At 73.3% G+C, this 18,430-nt stretch carries 12 protein-coding genes and 2 tRNA genes; 6 read left to right on the top strand and 8 right to left on the bottom strand.

The genetic code is table 11. The features are described from left to right. Positions 1 to 115: 115 nt before the first annotated feature. Together ACQP10_RS24815 and ACQP10_RS24810 are read right to left on the bottom strand one after the other, a co-directional pair. A tRNA-Val gene (locus ACQP10_RS24815) sits at positions 116 to 190 on the bottom strand. 69 nt (positions 191 to 259) lie between these two features. Beyond that, a tRNA-Gly gene (locus ACQP10_RS24810) sits at positions 260 to 331 on the bottom strand. A 350-nt stretch (positions 332 to 681) separates the two neighbouring features. On the opposite strand from ACQP10_RS24810, the gene dusB reads away from it, so the two are divergent. The 3 genes from dusB (at position 682) to ACQP10_RS24795 (ending at position 5,038) form a co-directional block, all read left to right on the top strand. Continuing rightward, positions 682 to 1,803, top strand: coding sequence for a tRNA dihydrouridine synthase DusB (gene dusB, locus ACQP10_RS24805; RefSeq protein ID WP_179827717.1), 1,122 nt, complete (start codon positions 682 to 684; stop codon positions 1,801 to 1,803). A gap of 323 nt (positions 1,804 to 2,126) precedes the next feature. Next, positions 2,127 to 4,064: a TRAP transporter permease gene (locus ACQP10_RS24800; protein ID WP_433539787.1), complete on the top strand. Its 1,938-nt coding sequence runs from the start codon at positions 2,127 to 2,129 to the stop codon at positions 4,062 to 4,064. Beyond that, entirely contained in the window at positions 4,061 to 5,038 is a 978-nt protein-coding gene (locus ACQP10_RS24795; RefSeq protein ID WP_433539786.1) for a TAXI family TRAP transporter solute-binding subunit, read from the top strand. The genes ACQP10_RS24800 and ACQP10_RS24795 overlap by 4 nt, the downstream gene beginning before the upstream one ends. Positions 5,039 to 5,086: 48 nt before the next feature. Here the strand turns inward: ACQP10_RS24795 and ACQP10_RS24790 are convergent, their stop codons facing one another. Further along, positions 5,087 to 7,342: an excinuclease ABC subunit UvrA gene (locus ACQP10_RS24790; RefSeq protein ID WP_433539785.1), complete on the bottom strand. Its 2,256-nt coding sequence runs from the start codon at positions 7,340 to 7,342 to the stop codon at positions 5,087 to 5,089. A 62-nt stretch (positions 7,343 to 7,404) separates the two neighbouring features. Here ACQP10_RS24790 and ACQP10_RS24785 point away from each other — a divergent pair, with 62 nt between their 5' ends. Further along, the gene (locus ACQP10_RS24785; RefSeq protein ID WP_179827721.1) at positions 7,405 to 8,385 is read left to right on the top strand and encodes a helix-turn-helix transcriptional regulator; all 981 of its coding nucleotides are present in this window, start codon (positions 7,405 to 7,407) and stop codon (positions 8,383 to 8,385) included. Here the strand turns inward: ACQP10_RS24785 and ACQP10_RS24780 are convergent. The 3 genes from ACQP10_RS24780 to ACQP10_RS24770 all read right to left on the bottom strand — a co-directional run bounded on the left by ACQP10_RS24780 (position 8,352) and on the right by ACQP10_RS24770 (position 13,021). Continuing rightward, complete coding sequence (locus ACQP10_RS24780) at positions 8,352 to 8,867, bottom strand: DUF2087 domain-containing protein (protein WP_346022653.1); 516 nt, start codon at positions 8,865 to 8,867, stop codon at positions 8,352 to 8,354. The two genes, ACQP10_RS24785 and ACQP10_RS24780, sit on opposite strands and share 34 nt — an antisense overlap. Positions 8,868 to 9,053: 186 nt before the next feature. Then, positions 9,054 to 11,549 (bottom strand): DEAD/DEAH box helicase, encoded by a 2,496-nt coding sequence (locus ACQP10_RS24775; RefSeq protein WP_346022652.1) that lies wholly within the window; start codon positions 11,547 to 11,549, stop codon positions 9,054 to 9,056. 98 nt (positions 11,550 to 11,647) lie between these two features. Then, a complete protein-coding gene (locus ACQP10_RS24770; protein WP_346023225.1) occupies positions 11,648 to 13,021 on the bottom strand; it encodes an acyltransferase family protein in 1,374 nt (457 codons plus the stop codon). A gap of 197 nt (positions 13,022 to 13,218) precedes the next feature. On the opposite strand from ACQP10_RS24770, the gene ACQP10_RS24765 reads away from it, so the two are divergent. Continuing rightward, positions 13,219 to 14,466 carry a sensor histidine kinase gene (locus ACQP10_RS24765; RefSeq protein WP_346022651.1) on the top strand — a complete coding sequence of 416 codons (1,248 nt, stop codon included), beginning with the start codon at positions 13,219 to 13,221 and terminating at the stop codon, positions 14,464 to 14,466. After that, positions 14,457 to 15,104 (top strand): response regulator, encoded by a 648-nt coding sequence (locus tag ACQP10_RS24760; RefSeq protein WP_189248193.1) that lies wholly within the window; start codon positions 14,457 to 14,459, stop codon positions 15,102 to 15,104. Before ACQP10_RS24765 ends, ACQP10_RS24760 begins: the two co-directional genes overlap by 10 nt. Positions 15,105 to 15,143: 39 nt before the next feature. Here the strand turns inward: ACQP10_RS24760 and ACQP10_RS24755 are convergent, their stop codons facing one another. Then, positions 15,144 to 16,937 carry a hypothetical protein gene (locus tag ACQP10_RS24755; RefSeq protein WP_433539784.1) on the bottom strand — a complete coding sequence of 598 codons (1,794 nt, stop codon included), beginning with the start codon at positions 16,935 to 16,937 and terminating at the stop codon, positions 15,144 to 15,146. A gap of 317 nt (positions 16,938 to 17,254) precedes the next feature. Beyond that, positions 17,255 to 18,298, bottom strand: a complete 1,044-nt coding sequence (locus tag ACQP10_RS24750; protein WP_433539783.1) for a glycohydrolase toxin TNT-related protein — start codon at positions 18,296 to 18,298, stop codon at positions 17,255 to 17,257. Positions 18,299 to 18,430: the final 132 nt, after the last annotated feature.

The following is an 18,430-nucleotide window of genomic DNA, read 5'->3' as shown; positions in this document are numbered from 1 at the left end:
TGTCCGCCGCCCCGCCCGGGCGGCCTCTGATCCGGCCGGTCGGGGGGAAGCATGAGGTGGCATGAGCGGAAAACGCAAAGCAGGTCAGGGCGATGCCCTGACCTGCTTCATATCGTGGTGGACGATACTGGGATTGAACCAGTGACCTCTTCCGTGTCAGGGAAGCGCTCTCCCGCTGAGCTAATCGTCCGCGCCGGGATCGGAACATCAGGCGGTCTCCCGGAGCCGCCGCCTCACCCCGGAGAGGGGGAGACTTCCGAGCGGAAGACGGGATTCGAACCCGCGACCCTCACCTTGGCAAGGTGATGCTCTACCACTGAGCCACTTCCGCGTGTTTCCGCCGGGCTTTCCGTCCCGCGGCGACGAGAGAACTCTAGCGGGTTTTCCGAGTGGTTGCGTAACCGTCACCCCGCGGGGGGCGACCGGCGACCCGGTCCGGCGTCCGGGCCAGGCACCGCTCCCGCTCCGCCGGGAGCCGTCCGGTCGGGAACGGGCCGGTGAGGAGCGGCTCGCCCAGGAGCCGTCCGGTGGGGAGCCGTCCGGTGGGGAACGGATCGGTGGGGAACGGTCCGCACGGGAGCCATCCGATCGGGAACCGGCCGGTGGGGGAGTGGCCCGCGCGGGAGCCGTTCCAGCCGGAGCCGATTCGTACCGACGCGCGCCGTACGGTAGAAACACGAGGTGGAGTCGTTGAAGCTGGGAGCGCTCGAGGTCTGGCCGCCGGTGGTGCTCGCGCCCATGGCGGGGATCACGAACGCGCCGTTCCGCACGCTCTGCCGCGAGCAGGGCGGCGGGCTGTTCGTCTGCGAGATGATCACCACGCGGGCGCTGGTGGAGCGCAACGCCAAGACGCTCAAGATGATCCGGTTCGCCCCGCAGGAGAAGCCCCGGAGCATCCAGCTGTACGGGGTCGACCCGGTGACCGTCGGCCGGGCCGTCCGCATGATCGCCGACGAGGATCTGGCCGACCACGTCGACCTCAACTTCGGCTGCCCGGTGCCCAAGGTGACCCGGCGGGGCGGAGGCTCGGCGCTGCCGTACAAGCGCAACCTGCTGCGGGCCATCCTGCGCGAGGCGGTGCGCAACGCCGGGACGCTCCCGGTGACCATGAAGATGCGCAAGGGCATCGACGACGATCACCTGACCTACCTCGACGCCGGGCGGATCGCCGTGGAGGAGGGCGTCTCGGCGATCGCGCTGCACGGCCGCACCGCGATCCAGCACTACGGCGGGACCGCCGACTGGTCGGCCATCGCCCGGCTGAAGGAGGCGGTGCCGGAGATCCCGGTGCTCGGCAACGGCGACATCTGGAGCGCCGGCGACGCGATGCGCATGATCGCCGAGACCGGATGCGACGGCGTCGTCGTCGGCCGGGGCTGCCTGGGCCGCCCGTGGCTGTTCGCGGACCTGGCGGCGGCCTGCGAGGGCCGGGACGACCGCGCCCGGCCCACGCTGGGCGAGGTGGCCGCGACCATGGACCGGCACGCGACCCTGCTGGCCGAGGCGTTCGGCAACGAGCAGCACGCCGTGGCCGACTTCCGCAAGCACGTCGGCTGGTACCTCAAGGGCTTCGTCGTCGGCGCCGACCTGCGCCGCGGTCTGGCCACCTCCTCCACCCTCGCCGGGCTGCGCGAGGGGCTGGCCGAGCTCGACGCCGCCCAGCCCTGGCCCGACGGGGCCGACACCCCGCGCGGCAAGACCAACCCGCGCGACCGGGTCCACCTGCCCGCCGGCTGGCTGGACGACCCCTACGAGATGGCGGTTCCCTGCGCCGACGCCGAGACCGACACCTCGGGCGGCTGACCGCCCGTCTTTTCCGGGGTTGCCCGCCGTCACCGATCCGCCCTGCTCCGTCCCTGCCTTCCCGGAACGGCCCCGCTCCTCCCCGCCCGCCGTCCGGAGGCCGCCGCCGTTCGAAGGCCACCATCGTCCGGAGGCCGTTGCCGTTCGAAGGCCGCCGTCCGGAGGCCGCCGCCGTTCGAAGGCCGCCGCCGTCCGGGGCGCCCGTTCGCCGTGCGGGGCGGGCGAAGGAAGTGATCGTAATGTGATCTTCTCTTGACTGGCCGCCGTCGGCTTCCCGGGTATCCACTGTCAGTGACCCGGCGGCTCACGGCTGGAGACGGCGTTTGACGGAGACCACGCCCACGGGGACCGGTACGGCGGACGACCTGATCGCCGAATTCGACGCCGAGCGGCCGGCCCGGCGCCTGACCGGCCGCCTGGCCGCGGCCGTCACGGTCGTCGCGCTCTGCCTGTCGCTCTACGCGCTGTACCAGGTGTTCCGTCCCGGGCAGGTCCTGCCGTACCGGATGCTCTTCCTCGCGGTCGTGCTGCCGCTGACCTTCGTCTGCTACCGGCCGGGGCGGCGCGGCGGGGCCCGCCCGGGGGTCGCCGACTGGGCGCTCGCCGCGCTGTCCCTCGCGGCCTGCCTGTACCCGCTGATCGTGTTCGGCGACTTCATCCGGCGGGCCGCCGACCCCACGACCCTCGACGTGGCGGTGGGCGCGGTCATCGTGCTGCTGGTGCTGGAGGCGTGCCGGCGCACCGTCGGCTGGATCCTGCCGGCCGTCTGCCTGGTCTTCCTGGCCTACGCCTACTACGGCGGCTACCTGCCCATCGACTGGGTCGTCGGGCACCGCGGCTACGACATCGACCGGATCATCGTCGCCTCCGTGATGGGCACCGACGGCGTGTACGGCGTGCCGCTGGACGTGGCGGCCACCTACATCATCCTGTTCACGATCTACGGGGCGGTCCTCGACCACTCCGGCGCGGGCAGGTTCTTCGTGGACGTCTCCCTGGCCGCCTTCCGCCGCTCCCGCTCGGCGCCGGGCCGTACGGTCACCCTCGCCGGGTTCCTGCTCGGCACGGTCAGCGGCTCGGGCGTCGCGACGACGGTGAGCGTGGGCAGCGTCGCCTGGCCGATTCTGCGCCGGGCGGGCTACCCGCCGGAGCAGGGCGGGGGAGTGCTCGCCGCGGCGGGCATCGGCGCGATCCTGTCGCCGCCCACGCTGGGCGCGGCGGCGTTCATCATCGCCGAGTACCTCCGGGTGAGCTACCTGACGGTGCTGGTCTACGCGACGATCCCCACGCTCCTGTACTACCTGGGCATCTTCCTGGCCATCGAGATCGACGCCCGCAGGTACGGCACGCGGACGGTCGAGGTGGACGCGCCCCGCCTGTGGCCGCTGCTGCGCCGCTTCGGCTACCACTTCAGCTCGCTGTTCGTGATCGTGGTGCTGATGGCGCTGGGCCAGTCGCCGTTCCGCGCGGTCGTCTACGCCACGCTGCTGGCCTTCGCGCTGTCCTTCCTGGACCGCGACCACCGGCTGACCCCGCGCCGGGCGGCCGACGCGCTGGCCGCCGGCACCACGGGGGTGCTGCCGGTCGCGGCCACCTGCGCCGCGGCCGGGCTGATCGTCGCCGTCGTCACCCTGACCGGCCTGGGCCTCAAGGCCGGCTCGCTGATCGTCGGCGCCTCCGGCGGGCAGCTCCTCCTCACCGCCCTGCTGTGCGCGCTGGCGGTGCTGATCCTGGGGCTGGCCGTGCCGGTGACCGCGTCGTTCGTCATCGCGGCGGTGATCATCGGGCCCGCGTTGACCGGCCTCGGGGTCACCCCGGCCGAGGCGTACATGTTCATCTTCTACTACGCGGTGCTGTCGGAGGTCAGCCCGCCCACGGCGCTGTCGGCCTTCGCGGCCTCGGCGATCACCGGCGGCAACGCGCACCGGACCATGCTGGCCACCTGGAAGTACACCCTGCCGGCGTTCCTGGTCCCGTTCGCGTTCGTGCTGACCCCGGCCGGCTCGGCGCTGCTCGCCCAGGGAGGGGCCGGGGAGATCCTGGCCGCCGCGGCGGTCTCGGCGCTCGCCGTGGCCGCGCTGGCCGCCGCCACCGGCGGCTGGCTGGCCGGTCCCGCCGGGCCGGCCGAGCGGGCGCTGTGCGGGGTGGCCGCCGTACTGCTGCTGTTCCTGTCGCCCCTCCCGGCCCTGGCCGGGGCGGGCGTCCTCGTCCTCGCCATCGCACTGCATCTCGTCACACGAGCCCGGGAGAGACGATCATGACCTTCAAACGCGTGGCGGCCGCGCTGGCCGCCGGGGCGCTGGCGCTGACGCTCGGCGGCTGCGGCGGCGACCGGTCGGCCGAGCGGGGGACGGGCGGGACCGCCGCCCGGGGCGGGCGGCTGTCGATCGCCACCGGCAACACCACCGGCGTCTACTACGTCCTGGGCGGCGGCCTGGCCGACCAGATCGGCAAGAACCTCCCCGGCTACCAGGCGACGGCCGAGGCGACCGGCGCCTCGGTGGAGAACATCCGGCGGGTGGTCAAGGGCGACTCCGACATCGCCTTCAGCCTCGCCGACTCGGCGGCCGACGCGGTGGCGGGCAAGGGGGCGTTCACCTCCCCCCAGCCGATCCGCGCGATCGCCCGCCTGTACGACAACTACACGCAGGTCGTGGCCACCACCGACTCCGGCGTGAGGTCCGTCGCCGACCTCAGGGGCAAGCGGGTCTCCACCGGATCGCCCAACTCCGGCACCGAGGTCATCGCGCTGCGCATGCTCAAGGCGGCGGGCCTCGACCCCGAGGCGGACGTCACCCGCCAGTCGCTGGGCCTGCCCGAGAGCGTGCAGGGCATCAAGGACGGCACCCTCGACGCCCTGGTCTGGTCCGGCGGGCTGCCCACCCCCGGCGTCACCGACCTGCTGACCAGCATGAAGGACGAGGTCGCCTTCATCCCGCTGGACTCCGTGCTGGAGCCGATGCGGGCCGAGCACGGCCCGGTCTACGCCGCGGGCACCATCGCCAAGGACGTCTACGCCACCCCGGCCGACGTGCCCACGATCGTCGTGCCGAACCTCCTCGTCGTGAACGAGAAGATGGACGCCGAGCTCGCGGGCGACCTGGCCGGGCTGCTGTTCGACCACAAGGCCGAGCTGGAGAGGGTCCACCCGGCGGCCAGGGACATCACCCGGGAGAACGCCCCGAAGACCGGCCCCGTGCCGCTGCACGACGGCGCGAAGAAGTACTACGGCTGACCGGTCCGCGGTACGGCGGTCCACCCGGCCCGGCCCGGCGCCGGCGCGTCAGCTCGGCCGGGTCAGGTCGCGGCGCAGCTCCTCGGCGGTGACGGAGCCGGTCGCCTCCAGCAGCGACCGGGGCGTGCCCTCGAACACGACGGTGCCGCCCTGGTCGCCGCCGCCGGGCCCGAGGTCGACGACCCAGTCGGCGCTCTTGACCACGTCGAGGTCGTGCTCGATGACGATGACGGTGTTCCCCGCGTCCACCAGCCCGTCGATGATCGTGATCAACCGCTCCACGTCCGCCATGTGCAGGCCGGTGGTGGGCTCGTCCATCACGTAGACGCCACCGCTCCGGCTGAGCTCCCCGGCGAGCTTGATCCGCTGGCACTCGCCGCCGGACAGGGTGCTGAGCGGCTGGCCGAGCCTGAGGTAGCCCAGTCCCACCTCCTCGATCGAGCGCAGCACCCGCCGCGGCTTCGGCTCGGTGAAGAACTCCGCGGCCTCGCTCACCGTCATCTCCAGCACGTCCGAGATCGACCTGCCGCGCAGGGTGTGCCGCAGCACCTCCTCCTGGAAGCGCCGCCCGCGGCAGGTCTCGCACACCGACGTGACGCCGTCCATGAAGGCCAGGTCGACGTGGATCACGCCGAGCCCCTGGCACGCCGGGCAGGCGCCTTCGGAGTTGAAGCTGAACAGCGCCGGGCTCGCCCCGCTCGCGGCGGCGAACAGCTTGCGGATCTCGGTCATCAGGCCGGTGTAGGTGGCCGGGGTGGAGCGGATCGACGTGCCGACCGCCGACTGGTCGACGACCACCGCCCGCGGGTGCGCGGCCAGGAACGCCTCGTTGACCAGGCTGCTCTTGCCGGACCCGGCGACCCCGGTGACGACGGTGAGCACCCCGGCGGGGAAGGAGACCGTGACGTCCCGCAGGTTGTTCACGTTCGCGCCGGTGACGGTCAGCTCGCCGGACGGCGCGCGGAAGTCCTCCTTGAGCGGCCGGACGCGGCGCAGGTGCCGTCCGGTGAGGGTGTCCGCCTCGCGCAGGCCCGCGACGCCGCCCTCGTAGACGATCTCGCCGCCGTGCGTCCCGGCGCGCGGGCCGACGTCCACCACGTGGTCGGCGATCTCGATGACGTCGCGGTCGTGCTCCACGACGAGGACGGTGTTGCCCTTGTCCCGCAGCGCGCGCAGCAGCGCGCTCATGTTCGCCACGTCGCGCGGGTGCAGCCCGATGGTGGGCTCGTCGAAGACGTACGTCATGTCGGTCAGGCTGCTGCCGAGATGCTTGACCATCTTGATCCGTTGTGACTCGCCGCCGGAGAGGGTCGCGGTGGGCCGGTCCAGGGTGAGGTAGCCCAGGCCGATGCCGACCATGTGCCGCAGCCGGTCCAGAAGGGGCGGGACCACCGCCGCCGCGACCGGGCCGTCGATCCCCTGGATGATCCCGACGAGGTGGCGGATCTCCAGCGCGGACAGTTCGGCGATGTTGCGGCCGTCGATCCGGCAGGCCAGCGCCGCCGGGTTGAGCCGGGCGCCCCGGCACGCCGGGCACGGCCGGGTGGAGGTGAACGTCATCACCTCCGCCCGCCGGGACGTCTGCTCGCCGTCCCGGTTGACGTAGAGGCGGTCGAACTTGACGACCAGTCCCTCGAACTTCTGCGGGACCGTGCCGCCCCGCGTCTCGAAGGAGACCGTCGTCCCGCCGCCGTGCAGGAACAGGTCCCACTCCTCGGGGGTGTAATCGGTCAGCGGTCTGTCGTTGTCGAACAGGCCGGAGGAGGCGTAGGTCTTCCAGTACCACGTGCCGACCCCGAAGCCCGGCAGCAGGATCGCGCCCTCGTTGAGGGACCTCGTCCGGTCCAGCGCCCGGTCCAGGTCCAGCGCCACCTTCCGGCCGACGCCCTCGCACTCCGGGCACATCCCGGCCGGGTCGTTGAAGGAGAACGCGTTGGAGTAGCCCGCGGGCGGCGTGCCGACGCGGGAGTACAGCAGGCGCAGCAGGGTGTGGATGTCGGTGACCGTCCCGACGGTGGAGCGGGAGTTGCCGCCGATGCGCTGCTGGCCGATGACGACGGCGGCCGACAGGCCCTCGATGTGGTCGGCGTCCGGCCTGCCGTACTTCGGCAGGCGGTTGCGGACGAACGGGGGGAAGGTCTCGTTGAGCTGCCGCTGCGACTCCGCGGCGATCGTGCCGAACACGAGAGACGACTTGCCCGACCCCGAGACGCCGGTGAAGACCGTGATCCGCTGCTTCGGGATCTTCAGGGAGACGTTCCTCAGGTTGTTCTGCCGGGCGCCGGTGATCTCGATGTGACTCATGCGGGTGACGCTACGAGGAGTCGCGGTCAGGTTCCGGCCGCGATCGGTGGGATCGTGGAGACATGAGCGACACCACGGGACGGACGCTCCGGCTGCTGTCACTGCTCCAGGCGCACCGGGAGTGGCCCGGGGCCGAGCTCGCCGAACGGCTGGGGGTCAGCCCGCGCACGCTGCGCCGCGACGTGGACCGGCTGCGGGAGCTGGGGTATCCCGTCCACTCCGTCAGCGGCCCGGCCGGTGGGTACCGGCTGGAGGCCGGGACCGCGATGCCGCCGCTGCTGCTCGACGACGAGGAGGCGGTGGCCATCGCGGTGGGCCTGCGGACCGCGGCGGCCGGCACGGTGGCCGGGATCGAGGAGACCTCGGCCCGCGCCCTGGCCAAGCTGGAGCAGGTCCTGCCCTCCCGGCTGCGCCGCCGGGTGAACACCCTGCACACCCAGACCGTGGCGCTGCCCGGCGCGCTGCCCCGCCCCTGGCCGGCCGTCGACGCCGAGACGCTGGCGGTCCTGGCGCAGGCCGCCCGCGACCGCGAGCGCCTGCGCTTCGGCTACCGGGACCGCGACGGCGCCGAGAGCGCCCGCCTGGCCGAGCCGTACCGGCTGGTGTCCGCCGGGCGGCGCTGGTACCTCGTCGCCTGGGACACCGGGCGGGAGGACTGGCGGACCTTCCGGGTGGACCGGATGACCGCCCCGCGGGCGGTCGGCGTCCGCTTCGCCCCGCGGGAGCCGCCCGAGGGCCACATCGAGCGCTCCATCGTCGCCCCGATCAGCCGCCACCGGGCGGTGGTCACCCTGCACGCGCCCCTGGAGGTCGCCGCCGACCGGATATGGCCCTCCGATCACGTGCGGCTGGAGGCGGTCGACGAGCGCACCTGCCTGCTGCGCACCGGGGGCGACTCGCTGGAGTGGCTGGCCCTGACCATCGGCCTGCTGGATCTGGACTTCACCGTCCACGAGCCGCCCGAGCTCGCCGACCGGATGCGGCGGCTGGCCGGCCGGCTGCGCGCCGATCAGGGTTCGACCGAGCCGCCGGAGCGCCAGTAGACGTTGTTCTCCCTGCTCAGCATCCCCTCGTCGACCAGGTAGCGGCGCAGCGCCGCGAAGTCGTCGTGGAAGGCGCGCAGCGCGACGTCCACCTCCTTCTCCGGGTAGCGGACCCCCGGCTCGAAGACCTGGGCGATGTAGTCGAGCACGATGAGCTGCTTGTCGCGCTTGGTGGGGATCGCCCGCAGCCGCCCGTCCACCAGGAACGACCGCAGCACCTTCTCCTCGGGCGAGGACGGCTCGGCGGGCCTGGCCGTGGTGTGCAGCAGCTCGCGGAACCGCTCCCTGCGCACCGTCCACCCGCCGTCGTCGTCCCGTACGGCCAGCCCGCCGCGTTCCAGCCGGTCCAGCGCCCGCCGTAACGCCTCCTTGCCGAGGCCCGAATCCTCGGGTTCGCCGTTCAGCGTCAGCGCCGCCAGCGTCCGCAGCGTGTCCTCCTGATAGAGCAGGCCCAGCACCTGCCTGATCGCTTCGTCGTTCATGTCCCCTATTCTGTCGGCCCCGCCGGGTGCCTCGGGCCGCGCCGGAACGGCCGGCGGGACCGCGCGGGGGACGGGTGGGGGACCGTGCGGGGGACGACGGCGGACCCGCCCCGGGGACCGGGAGCACGCCGCCGTCCGGAAGCCGCCGGAGCCGGCCGAGAGCCGGCCGGGGCCGGTCAGAGACGGTCAGAGACGGTTCAGGCCGGTGACGTGGATGACGGCGCGGCCCTCCTCGTCGGAGGCGGCGAGGTCGACCTGCGCGTCGATGCCCCAGTCGCCGTCGCCCGCCGGGTCGGCGACGACCTGGCGGACCCGCCAGAGCTCCTTCTCCTCCTCGATGCGCAGCAGCGCCGGGCCGCGGGCGTCGGGGCCGGTGCCGACCTCCTCGTGCTCGTCGTAGTAGGCGTCGAGGGCGGCCGGCCAGTCGACGTCGGGAGCCAGCTCGGCCAGCTCCTCCTCCTTCTCCAGGGCGATCAGCTCGATCAGGCGGAACATCGCGTTGCGGACCAGCACCCGGAAGGCGCGCGGGTTGGCGGTGACCGGACGCGGCCTGGTCTCGATCTCCTCCTCGGCCTCCCGCTCCGGGTCGGGGTTGGCCAGCTTCTCCCACTCGTCGATCAGGCTGGAGTCGACCTGGCGGACCAGCTCGCCGAGCCACTCGATGAGGTCGACGAGGTCCTCGGTCTTGAGATGCTCGGGGATGGTGCGCGACAGCGTGCGGTAGGCGTCGGCGAGGTAGCGCAGGACCGTGCCCTCGGAGCGGGACAGGTCGTAGTACTGGACGTACTCGGCGAAGGTCATCGCCCGCTCGTACATGTCGCGCACGACGCTCTTCGGGCTGACCGTGTAGTCGCCGACCCAGGGGTGGCCCCGGCGGTAGGTCTCGTAGGCGCCCAGCAGCTCGTCGGCCAGCGGCATCGGATAGGTGACCTCGGCCAGCAGCTCCATCCGCTCCTCGTACTCGATGCCGTCGGCCTTCATCTGCGCCACGGCCTCACCCCGGACCTTGTTGAGCTGCGCCGACAGGATCTGACGGGGGTCGTCGAGGATGGACTCGATGACCGAGACCGCCTCCAGCGCGTAGGTCGGCGACTCGGTGTCCAGCAGGTCCAGGGCGGCCAGCGCGAAGGTGGACAGCGCCTGGTTCAGCGCGAAGTCCTCCTGCAGATCGACGGTCAGACGCGCCCTGCGGCCCTGCTCGTCGGGCTCGGCGAGCTGCTCGACCACGCCGCCGGCCAGCAGCGACCGGTAGATCGCGATGGCCTGGCTGATGTGCCGCCGCTGCCACTTGCGGTCCTCGTGGTTGTCGGTGAGCAGGTGCTTCATCGCCGCGAAGCAGTCGCCGGGGCGGTTGATCACCGCGAGCAGCATCGCGTTGGTGACCTTGAAGCGGGAGCCGAGCGGCTCAGGCTCGGCCTGCTGCAGCTTCTCGAACGTCTCCTCGCTCCAGCCGACGAAGCCCTCCGGCGGCTTCTTGCGGGCGTAGCCGCGCCGCTTCTTCGGGTCGTCACCGATCTTGGCGAGCGCCTTCTCGTTCTCGATGACGTGGTCGGGGGCCTGGCAGACGACGTAGCCGATCGTGTCGAAGCCCGCCCGGCCGGCCCGCCCGGCGATCTGGTGGAACTCCCGGGCGCGCAGCCGGCGCACCTTGGTGCCGTCGTACTTGCTCAGCGCGGTGAACAGCACGGTCCTGATCGGCACGTTGACGCCGACGCCGAGGGTGTCGGTGCCGCAGATGACCTTCAGCAGGCCCGCCTGGGCGAGCCGCTCCACCAGCCGGCGGTACTTCGGCAGCATCCCGGCGTGGTGGACGCCGATGCCGTGCCGTACCAGGCGGGACAGGGCGCGGCCGAAGCGGGTGGTGAAGCGGAAGTTGCCGATCAGCGCGGCGATGGCCTCCTTCTCGGCCTTGCTGCACATGTTGATGCTCATCAGCGCCTGAGCCCGCTCCATGGCCGAGGCCTGGGTGAAGTGGACGACGTAGACCGGGGCCTGGCCGGTCGCGAGCATCTCCTCCAGCGTCTCGTGCAGGGGGGTGAGGCGGTAGGAGTAGACCAGCGGGACCGGCCGCTCGGCGTTCTTGACCACCGCGGTGGACCTGCCGGTGCGCCGGGTGAGGTCCTCCTCGAACATGCTGACGTCGCCCAGCGTCGCCGACATCAGGATGAACTGCACGTGCGGCAGCTCCAGCAGCGGCACCTGCCAGGCCCAGCCCCGATCGGGCTCGGCGTAGAAGTGGAACTCGTCCATCACGACCTGGCCGATGTCGGCCTGGGCGCCGTCGCGCAGCGCGACGTTGGCGAGGATCTCGGCGGTGCAGCAGATGATCGGCGCGCCGGGGTTGACGCTGGCGTCGCCGGTCATCATGCCGACGTTCTCGGTGCCGAACAGCGCGCACAGGTCGAAGAACTTCTCCGACACCAGCGCCTTGATCGGGGCGGTATAGAAGGTGCGCACGTCCCGGGTGAGCGCGGTGAAGTGGGCACCGGCCGCCACCAGGCTCTTTCCCGATCCGGTGGGCGTGGCCAGGATCAGGTTGTTGCCGGAGACGACCTCGATCAGCGCCTCCTCCTGGGCGGGATAGAGGGTGAGCCCCCGCTCGGAGTTCCACGCGACGAACGCGTCGAAGATGGTGTCGGGGTCGGCGTCTATCTCTTCTGGCAGGCGATCTACAAGGCTCACGGTTCAATACTGCCGAAGAACCGGTGGTGGTCGGACCAGCGGGGGCGGCGGATCGGGTCACTTTTCGAGCGGAGGCGCGGCCGTACGGGCTCCGCGGATCACCGCGAGACCGTGGGACTCCGGGGAACGGGCACCTCGTTCCGGCGGGCGGGCGCGGCCGTACGGCCGAGCGGCAGGGCCGCGAGGAGCAGTCCCGCGCCGATCAGCGGCGCCGGCCCCGGGACGAAGCCGAACGCGGTGAACAGGAGCAGACCCGCGGCGGCCAGCCCGGCCGCCGCCGCGATCCGCGCCGTCCCCCCGGTGTACGGCGCGGCCGGCCGGGGCGCCTCGAACCGGGCGAAGGCCCGCAGCAGCGGCCACAGCGCCAGGACGAGCAGCAGCAGCCAGTGGGGCCAGCCCGACAGCCAGGCCGGGCCGCCCGGCTCCGGGGTGGAGATCCCCAGGCCCACCACGACCACCGCGGTGACGACGCACAACGCGCTCATGTGCCACAGGTAGACGGTCATCATCCGCGCGCCGGTCCAGGCGAGCACCCGGGACACCGCCGGGCAGCGGGCGAACGCCATCACGCACGGCCGCAGGGCCAGGGCCAGCCCGACCTGCCCTACGCCCACCGCCAGCAGCGCCAGGGTGGGCGGCGCCATGTTGGAGACGGCCGCGCCCGGCATCCCGATCATGCTGCCCGGGTAGGGGCCGGCGGCCACCAGCACCGCGGCCGCGCCGTACCCGGCCAGGGCGATCAGCCAGGGGCGGCGGGGGCGGCCGGCGGCGTACCGCAGGCCGAGCTGGTGGATCGCCGGCCAGACGAACACGACGTTGAGGAACCCGACGGCCTCCAGGCCGCCGGTGAAGCGGACGAGGTCCACCACGACGGCCCCCGCCGCCAGCGCCGCGGGCACCCGGAGCCCGTACGCCGCGTCCAGCCTGACCAGCAGCGGGGTCAGCGCCACCACGACCACGTACACCGCCAGGAACCACAGCAGCTGCCCGGCCAGCCGCGCGGCCGTCAGCACCGGCTGCTCCGGCAGGCCGGCGGCGAGCAGCAGGTGGGGCAGCGGCAGCCAGACCGCGGCCAGCGGCACCACCGGCAGGACCAGGCGGCGCAGCCGGGCGGCGACCCAGGCGGGGGCCGGCAGGCCGCGCCGCGCCGCGCGTCCGAAGGAGATCGCGCCGGCCGCGCCCCCGGCGAAGAAGATCAACGGCATCACCTGACTGACCCAGGTGACCAGCCACATGTTCCCGGCCGACAGCGCGTTGCCGGCGGCGATCCGGCCGTCGGCGAAGGACAGCACCGGCATGCTCCAGTGCTGCAGCACCACCAGCGCCATGCCGAGCAGGCGCAGCACGTCGATGAACAGGTCGCGGCCGGACTCCGCGCCGGACGCGGGACGACCGGGCGGTCCGGCCACCGGGCGCGGGAGCGGCACCGGGGTGGTCCGCGGCGCCGTACGGCCTGCGGGGCGGGGGATCACGGCGGTCAAGGGAGGGCCTCGATTCCTCGGAGAAGGGGGATGTCCCGACCCTCCCGCGCGGCCCCCGCCCCGCGCAGTGACGCCCGCAGCAGTCTTCGGGTGCGGGCCGCCTCCGCACCGGGGGTAGGGCAGACCCCACCCCCGCACACCGGTTCACCGGGTCGATCGACGCAGTTCGCGCCCATACGGTTGGCCGCATGAGAACCCTCCTGCGCCGGGTCGGCGTCGACACCCGCTACCTGCTCGCCGGCTTCCCCGTTTCGGTCTTCTTCTTCTGCCTCATGGTCACGGGCTTCGCCGCGGGGGTGGGCACCGTGGTGGTGTGGATCGGCGTGCCGATCCTCGCGACGACGCTGCTGGCGGCGCGCGGGCTGGCCGACACCGAGCGGCGGATGCTGCCGGAGGTGCTCGGCCGCCCGCTGGCCCGGCCCCGCTACCGGCCCGCCCCGGAGGGCGCCGGCCGGTTCCGCCGGATCGCCAACCCGCTGACCAACGGCCAGTCGTGGCTGGACCTGCTCTACGGCATCGTGTCCTTCCCCATCGCGATCGTGACCTTCGTCTTCGCGGTGACCTGGTGGGCCGGAACCATCATCGGCCTGACCTACCCGATCTACGGGTGGGTCCTCGCCGCCATCCCGGGCAACCAGGGGCTGCCCGAGCTGCTCGGGCTGGGCGACGCCGTCTGGGTGGAGGTCGCGTTCAACACCGGCATCGGCGTGCTGTTCGCCCTCACTCTGCCGATCGTCCTGCGCGGCTGCGCGCTGGTCAGGGCCGGGCTGGGCCGGGCGATGCTGGTCAGCGTCGCCGAACTGCACGAGCGCATCGACGACCTGGCGGAGGGACGGGCCGCGGCGGTGTCGGCGGAGGCCAACGCGCTGCGGCGGCTGGAACGCGACATCCACGACGGGCCGCAGCAGCGCCTGGTCTCCCTGGCCATGGACCTGTCGCGGGCGCAGCGCCAGCTCAAGCGCGACCCGCGGGTGGTCGAGGAGATGCTCGGCCAGGCCATCGCCTCCACCCGCGAGACCCTCGACGAGCTGCGCGCCCTGTCGCGCGGCATCGCGCCGCCGATCCTCACCGACCGGGGCCTCGCCCCGGCGCTGGCGGCGCTGGCCGGCCGCTGCACGATCCCCGTCGAGCTGGACGTCCAGGTGGCCGGGCGCTTCGCCGCCGCGATCGAGAACACCGTCTACTTCGTGGTCGCCGAGTCCCTGGCCAACGCCGCCAAGCACAGCCACGCCACCGTGTGCACGGTCACGCTGGCGCGGACCGGTGGCGTCCTGATGCTCACGATCGGGGATGATGGGGTCGGCGGCGCGCACGTCGCCAAGGGACACGGCCTGTCCGGCCTCGCCGACCGCCTGAAGGCGGTGGACGGGGAACTGACGGTGGACTCACCGGTGGGCGGGCCGACGGTGATCGTGGCGGAGGTTCCGTGCGGGTAGTCGTGGCCGATGACGCGGTCCTCATCAGAGAGGGCCTGATCCGGCTGCTGGAGGAGTTCGGGTGCGAGGTCGTCGCCGCCGTGGGGGACGGCGACGCCCTCGTGCGGGCCGTCGTCGAGCACCGGCCGGACGTCTCGGTGGTGGACGTCCGGATGCCGCCCGGCTTCACCGACGAGGGGCTGCGGGCGGCGGTCGAGGCGCGCCGCCGGGTGCCGGGCGCGCCGGTCCTGATCCTGTCGCAGTACGTCGAGGTGTCCTACGCCGACGACCTCCTCGCCGACGCCAGGGGAGCGGTGGGATACCTGCTCAAGGACCGCGTCGTGGACGTGGACGACTTCATGGGCGGCCTGCGCGCGGTGGCGTCCGGCGGGACGGTCTTCGACCCGCAGGTCGTGTCCCAGCTGATGGTACGGCGCCGCCGCGACGACCCGCTGGCCTCCCTCACCCCCCGCGAGCGCGAGGTGCTGTCCCTGATGGCGGAGGGGAGATCCAACCCCGCCATCGGACGGCAACTCGTGATCAGCGAGGGGGCGGTGGAGAAGCACATCCGCAACATCTTCGCCAAGCTCGGGCTGTACGCCGAGGACAGCGACCAGCACCGCCGTGTCCTGGCGGTCCTGGCCTACCTGCGCTCCTGACCGGCGTCGCCGGGCCCTGGCCGTTTCGCACCTTCCGACCTACCCGCGCTCCTGACCGGGCTCCGGCCGTACGGCCCGCCGCGCGGTACGGGTGCCGGCGCCTGCGGGGGACCGGCCGGTCAGCTCGTCCCGGATCGCCGTCAGGAGGTAACGGGCGCCGAGGAATCCGGTGGCGGCATCGGTGGCGGCACCGAGGGAGCCGTCGGGGGATGCGCCGTCCGCACCACCCGCGCCGTCCGTGCCACTTGCGCCGTCCGCGCTGCTCGCACCACCCGCGCCGCCGGGTCGCGGGCGCTCCGGCGGACCTCCGGTGACGGTCAACCGGACGATCACCGCCGGGAGCGGCCACCGTCCCCCGTCGACCTGTGCCCGGAGCCATCCGCGGGCGGCGGCCGGGTCCAGTCGCCACCAGGTCCACAGCAGGCCGAAGTCGCCGTCGGGCACCTCGTCCAGGGGCCTCGCGGCCAGCCCCGCTGCCCTGAGCGCGAGGTGGTCCGCCAGCATCCGCCGGGCGGCCTCCAGGGTCCTGGCCCCGGGGCTTCCATGACTCCGGGGCGTCCGGGGCGGCGTGAGGACGTCGTCGTCGGGCTCGTCCCGGGGCTCGTCACCCTCGGGCTCGTCACCCTCGGGCTCGTCACCCTCGGGCTCGTCACCCTCGGGCTCGTCACCCTCGGGCCCGTCACCCTCGGGCTCGTCACCCTCGGGCTCGCCGCCCTCGGGTCCGCGGTCCTTCCCGTCTTCCCGGCGCCGGGTCTCCCCGCCCGCCTGATGCCGGGTCTCCCCGTCTTCCGGGCGCGGGGTCTCCTCGCCTCCCGGCCGCCGGGCGCCGAGCGCCGCGCGGCCCGCGGTGGTGACGATCTCCAGGAACCACACCAGGAAGGCCGAGGACAGCGAGATCCAGACCGCGGCCCAGAACAGGTCGCGCTGCTGCGCCGCCTGCACGTGCGGGCGGACCGCCAGCGCCTCGACGTCCAGGGTCTGCCGACCCGTCCAGGTCCAGTCCGAGGGGGTGCGGGGGTTGAAGGCCACGTCGGTGAGCCGTTCCCCGAGCCGCTGGGCGACGACGACCTGGTACGACGGTTCCTCGCCGGGAGCGCCCTCGGCGAAGAGCCACTCGGTCTTCCCCGGCAGGTCATCGTCGCGGTCGAGCGCCATCAGGTTGAAGTACGGCAGGGACTCTTGGCCGAGCACGGGCGGGCGGATCAGGTACTGGGCGGCGGTGTTCTCCACCGGAGCCCTGGCGACGGGGATGTTGATCAGCAGCGTTCCGCGACCCGAGTTCTGCCCGCCGATGTCGGGGACCTCCCCGGAGAGCACCAGTCCGTCGCCGTAGCGGCCAGGGACGTCCTTCTCACCGCCCTTTCCTATCCCGATGTCGGCTTTTATCGGGTCGCCGGAGTACTTGTCACACACGGTGGCCACGGCGTCGTCCAGATCGTCGCAGGTCACCCTGAGCTCGGGCACCCTCAGCCGGCCGCCGGCGTCCCGCGGGGCGATGTTCCCGTCGAGGAACAGCGCCCATCTCCCCCGTTCAGGGGAGTCGCCCTGGCGGATCTTCAGCTCGATGTCCAGCTTGCGGGCGGCGGGCTGCCCTGAGGCGGGCGGGGACACGTTGAGCGTCGCCTCCGAGATCGCCCCCTCCCGCGAGGCGAAGAAGAGCACCCTGCCGGCTTTGCCCTTCTCCGGGGCGATGGGCGGGTCCTGGCTGGCCCGGTCGTAGAGCCGGTAGCCGATGACGCCGAACGCGATGATCATGATGAGCATCGGCGTGGCGAGCACCATGTCCGCGAGGCCGGGGGCGCCGCGCCGGGAAGGGGGGTCGTCTCTGGTCATTCCGCCTTCCGGCGGTCATGACGGCTCCGGCGGGGCCGGGCGGACCGGCTCTCGCGAGCCGGGGACCTGGGCGCCGTCGCTCACCGGCGCGCGTCCGTGAACCGGGAACGCGAGCAATATATCGCCGGGAGCCCGCCCGCGCCATGGTCGCCGGCACGGCCGGACCCCGGCGGCCGGGAACGCCGCGTCCCGGTCGTCCCGGCCCGCCCGGCCCGCCCGGCTCGCCCGGTTCTCCCGGTTCCGCCGCCCGCCGGTCCTTCACCCGGTCGATCTTCCATGCTTCCGTGGAGCCGCCTCGTCGGACTCCGGGCCCGGGGTCACATCGGCACGTGGAACCGCTCCAGGTACTTGTTGTCGACCAGCCAGCCCACCGGCAGCTCCGCCGGTTCCTGCGGCGCCTCGGGGATGTACTTGCTGAGCAGGTGGTACTGGACGCCCCCGCCCCGCATCTGGAACGCCGGGCTCGCCGGGCCCGCGTCCACCCGGAACGGCTTCAGCACCCGGTAGGCGTGGTAGCCGCACGGGTACTCCGGCGCCGCCGGGAAGGTGTTGAGGTTGCTCGGGGGCAGGGCGCGCCCGACGTAGGAACCGCCGAAGGGCGCGAGGAAGGAGCCGCTCTCGCCGCCGAAGCGGTCGAGCTTCCGGCCGGCGGGCAGCGTCACGGTCGTGAACAGCGGCCTGCCGTTGGGGAATCCGCCGGAGGTGGCGTAGCCGAAGTACGGCGGGTAGCGGTACAGGCCGGTCGTCCCGTCCTGGTAGCGGAAGAGGAACTTCCACGGCGGCAGCCCGCCCAGCGGGACGTAGCCGCGCAGGATGCTGCCGAGCAGTCCCCTCCTGGGCAGGTACACCGGCCCCAGCTCCGGCTTGTCGGCGATGTACGGCGGGCCGCAGAGCTGCCGCGGCTGCGGGCCGGGCTTCGTGCCGGCGGCGATGGCGTTCCCGGCGCCGGTCCCGGTGGCGTTCGCGCCGGTGTCGGCGGCGCCGGCCGGTGGTGTCCGGACGGCCTCCGGCCGCGGCGCCGGCACGGTCACGGGCGCCCGGTCCGTCCGCGGCGCGGCCGCCTCGGCCGGGGAGGCGGGCGGGACGGCCGGGATCGCGGCCGGGGACATGGCGCCCGTGGCCGGCCTGGGACGCGGCGCCGCGACCGGGTCCGCGCACGGGACGCCGGTGGCCGGGCCGGTCGTCCCGGCCGCCGGTGCCGGCCGGCCGGTCGCGGGCGGGCAGTACGCCCCGCCGGGCGCGGGCGCCGCGTCGGAGCGGGTGCCTGTCTGGGCCGCCGCGGCGCCGCCGGACACCGTGGCGAAGGCGCCCAGGGTGCTCAGGGCGGCTGCCAGCAGCGCGCGTCGTGGTGAGTACCGCACGATTCCTCCCGAGGAATTGCGCATGGCTGAATGGCGGCTTCGCGCCGCATCAGCGGATGAGCGGGGAAGGCGCGCGGAATACGGCCGTTCTCCCATGACTTTTCCCGGGCCGGGCCGTCCGGGGGCGGCGGC

The sequence above is a fragment of the Streptosporangium sandarakinum genome (assembly GCF_050942225.1).
Lineage (GTDB): Bacteria > Actinomycetota > Actinomycetes > Streptosporangiales > Streptosporangiaceae > Streptosporangium > Streptosporangium nondiastaticum.
Note: the sequence above shows the minus strand (reverse complement) of the source record. Positions and strands in the feature narration are given on the sequence as shown.

What these genes read in the sequence shown, in the direction of transcription:
- ACQP10_RS24785 (WP_179827721.1), top strand. Translation starts at nt 7,405, where the DNA reads ATGAGCGACACCACGGGACGGACGCTCCGGCTGCTGTCACTGCTCCAG.
- ACQP10_RS24795 (WP_433539786.1), top strand. Translation starts at nt 4,061, where the DNA reads ATGACCTTCAAACGCGTGGCGGCCGCGCTGGCCGCCGGGGCGCTGGCG.
- ACQP10_RS24765 (WP_346022651.1), top strand. Translation starts at nt 13,219, where the DNA reads ATGAGAACCCTCCTGCGCCGGGTCGGCGTCGACACCCGCTACCTGCTC.
- ACQP10_RS24755 (WP_433539784.1), bottom strand. Translation starts at nt 16,937, where the DNA reads ATGACCAGAGACGACCCCCCTTCCCGGCGCGGCGCCCCCGGCCTCGCG.
- ACQP10_RS24780 (WP_346022653.1), bottom strand. Translation starts at nt 8,867, where the DNA reads ATGAACGACGAAGCGATCAGGCAGGTGCTGGGCCTGCTCTATCAGGAG.
- ACQP10_RS24790 (WP_433539785.1), bottom strand. Translation starts at nt 7,342, where the DNA reads ATGAGTCACATCGAGATCACCGGCGCCCGGCAGAACAACCTGAGGAAC.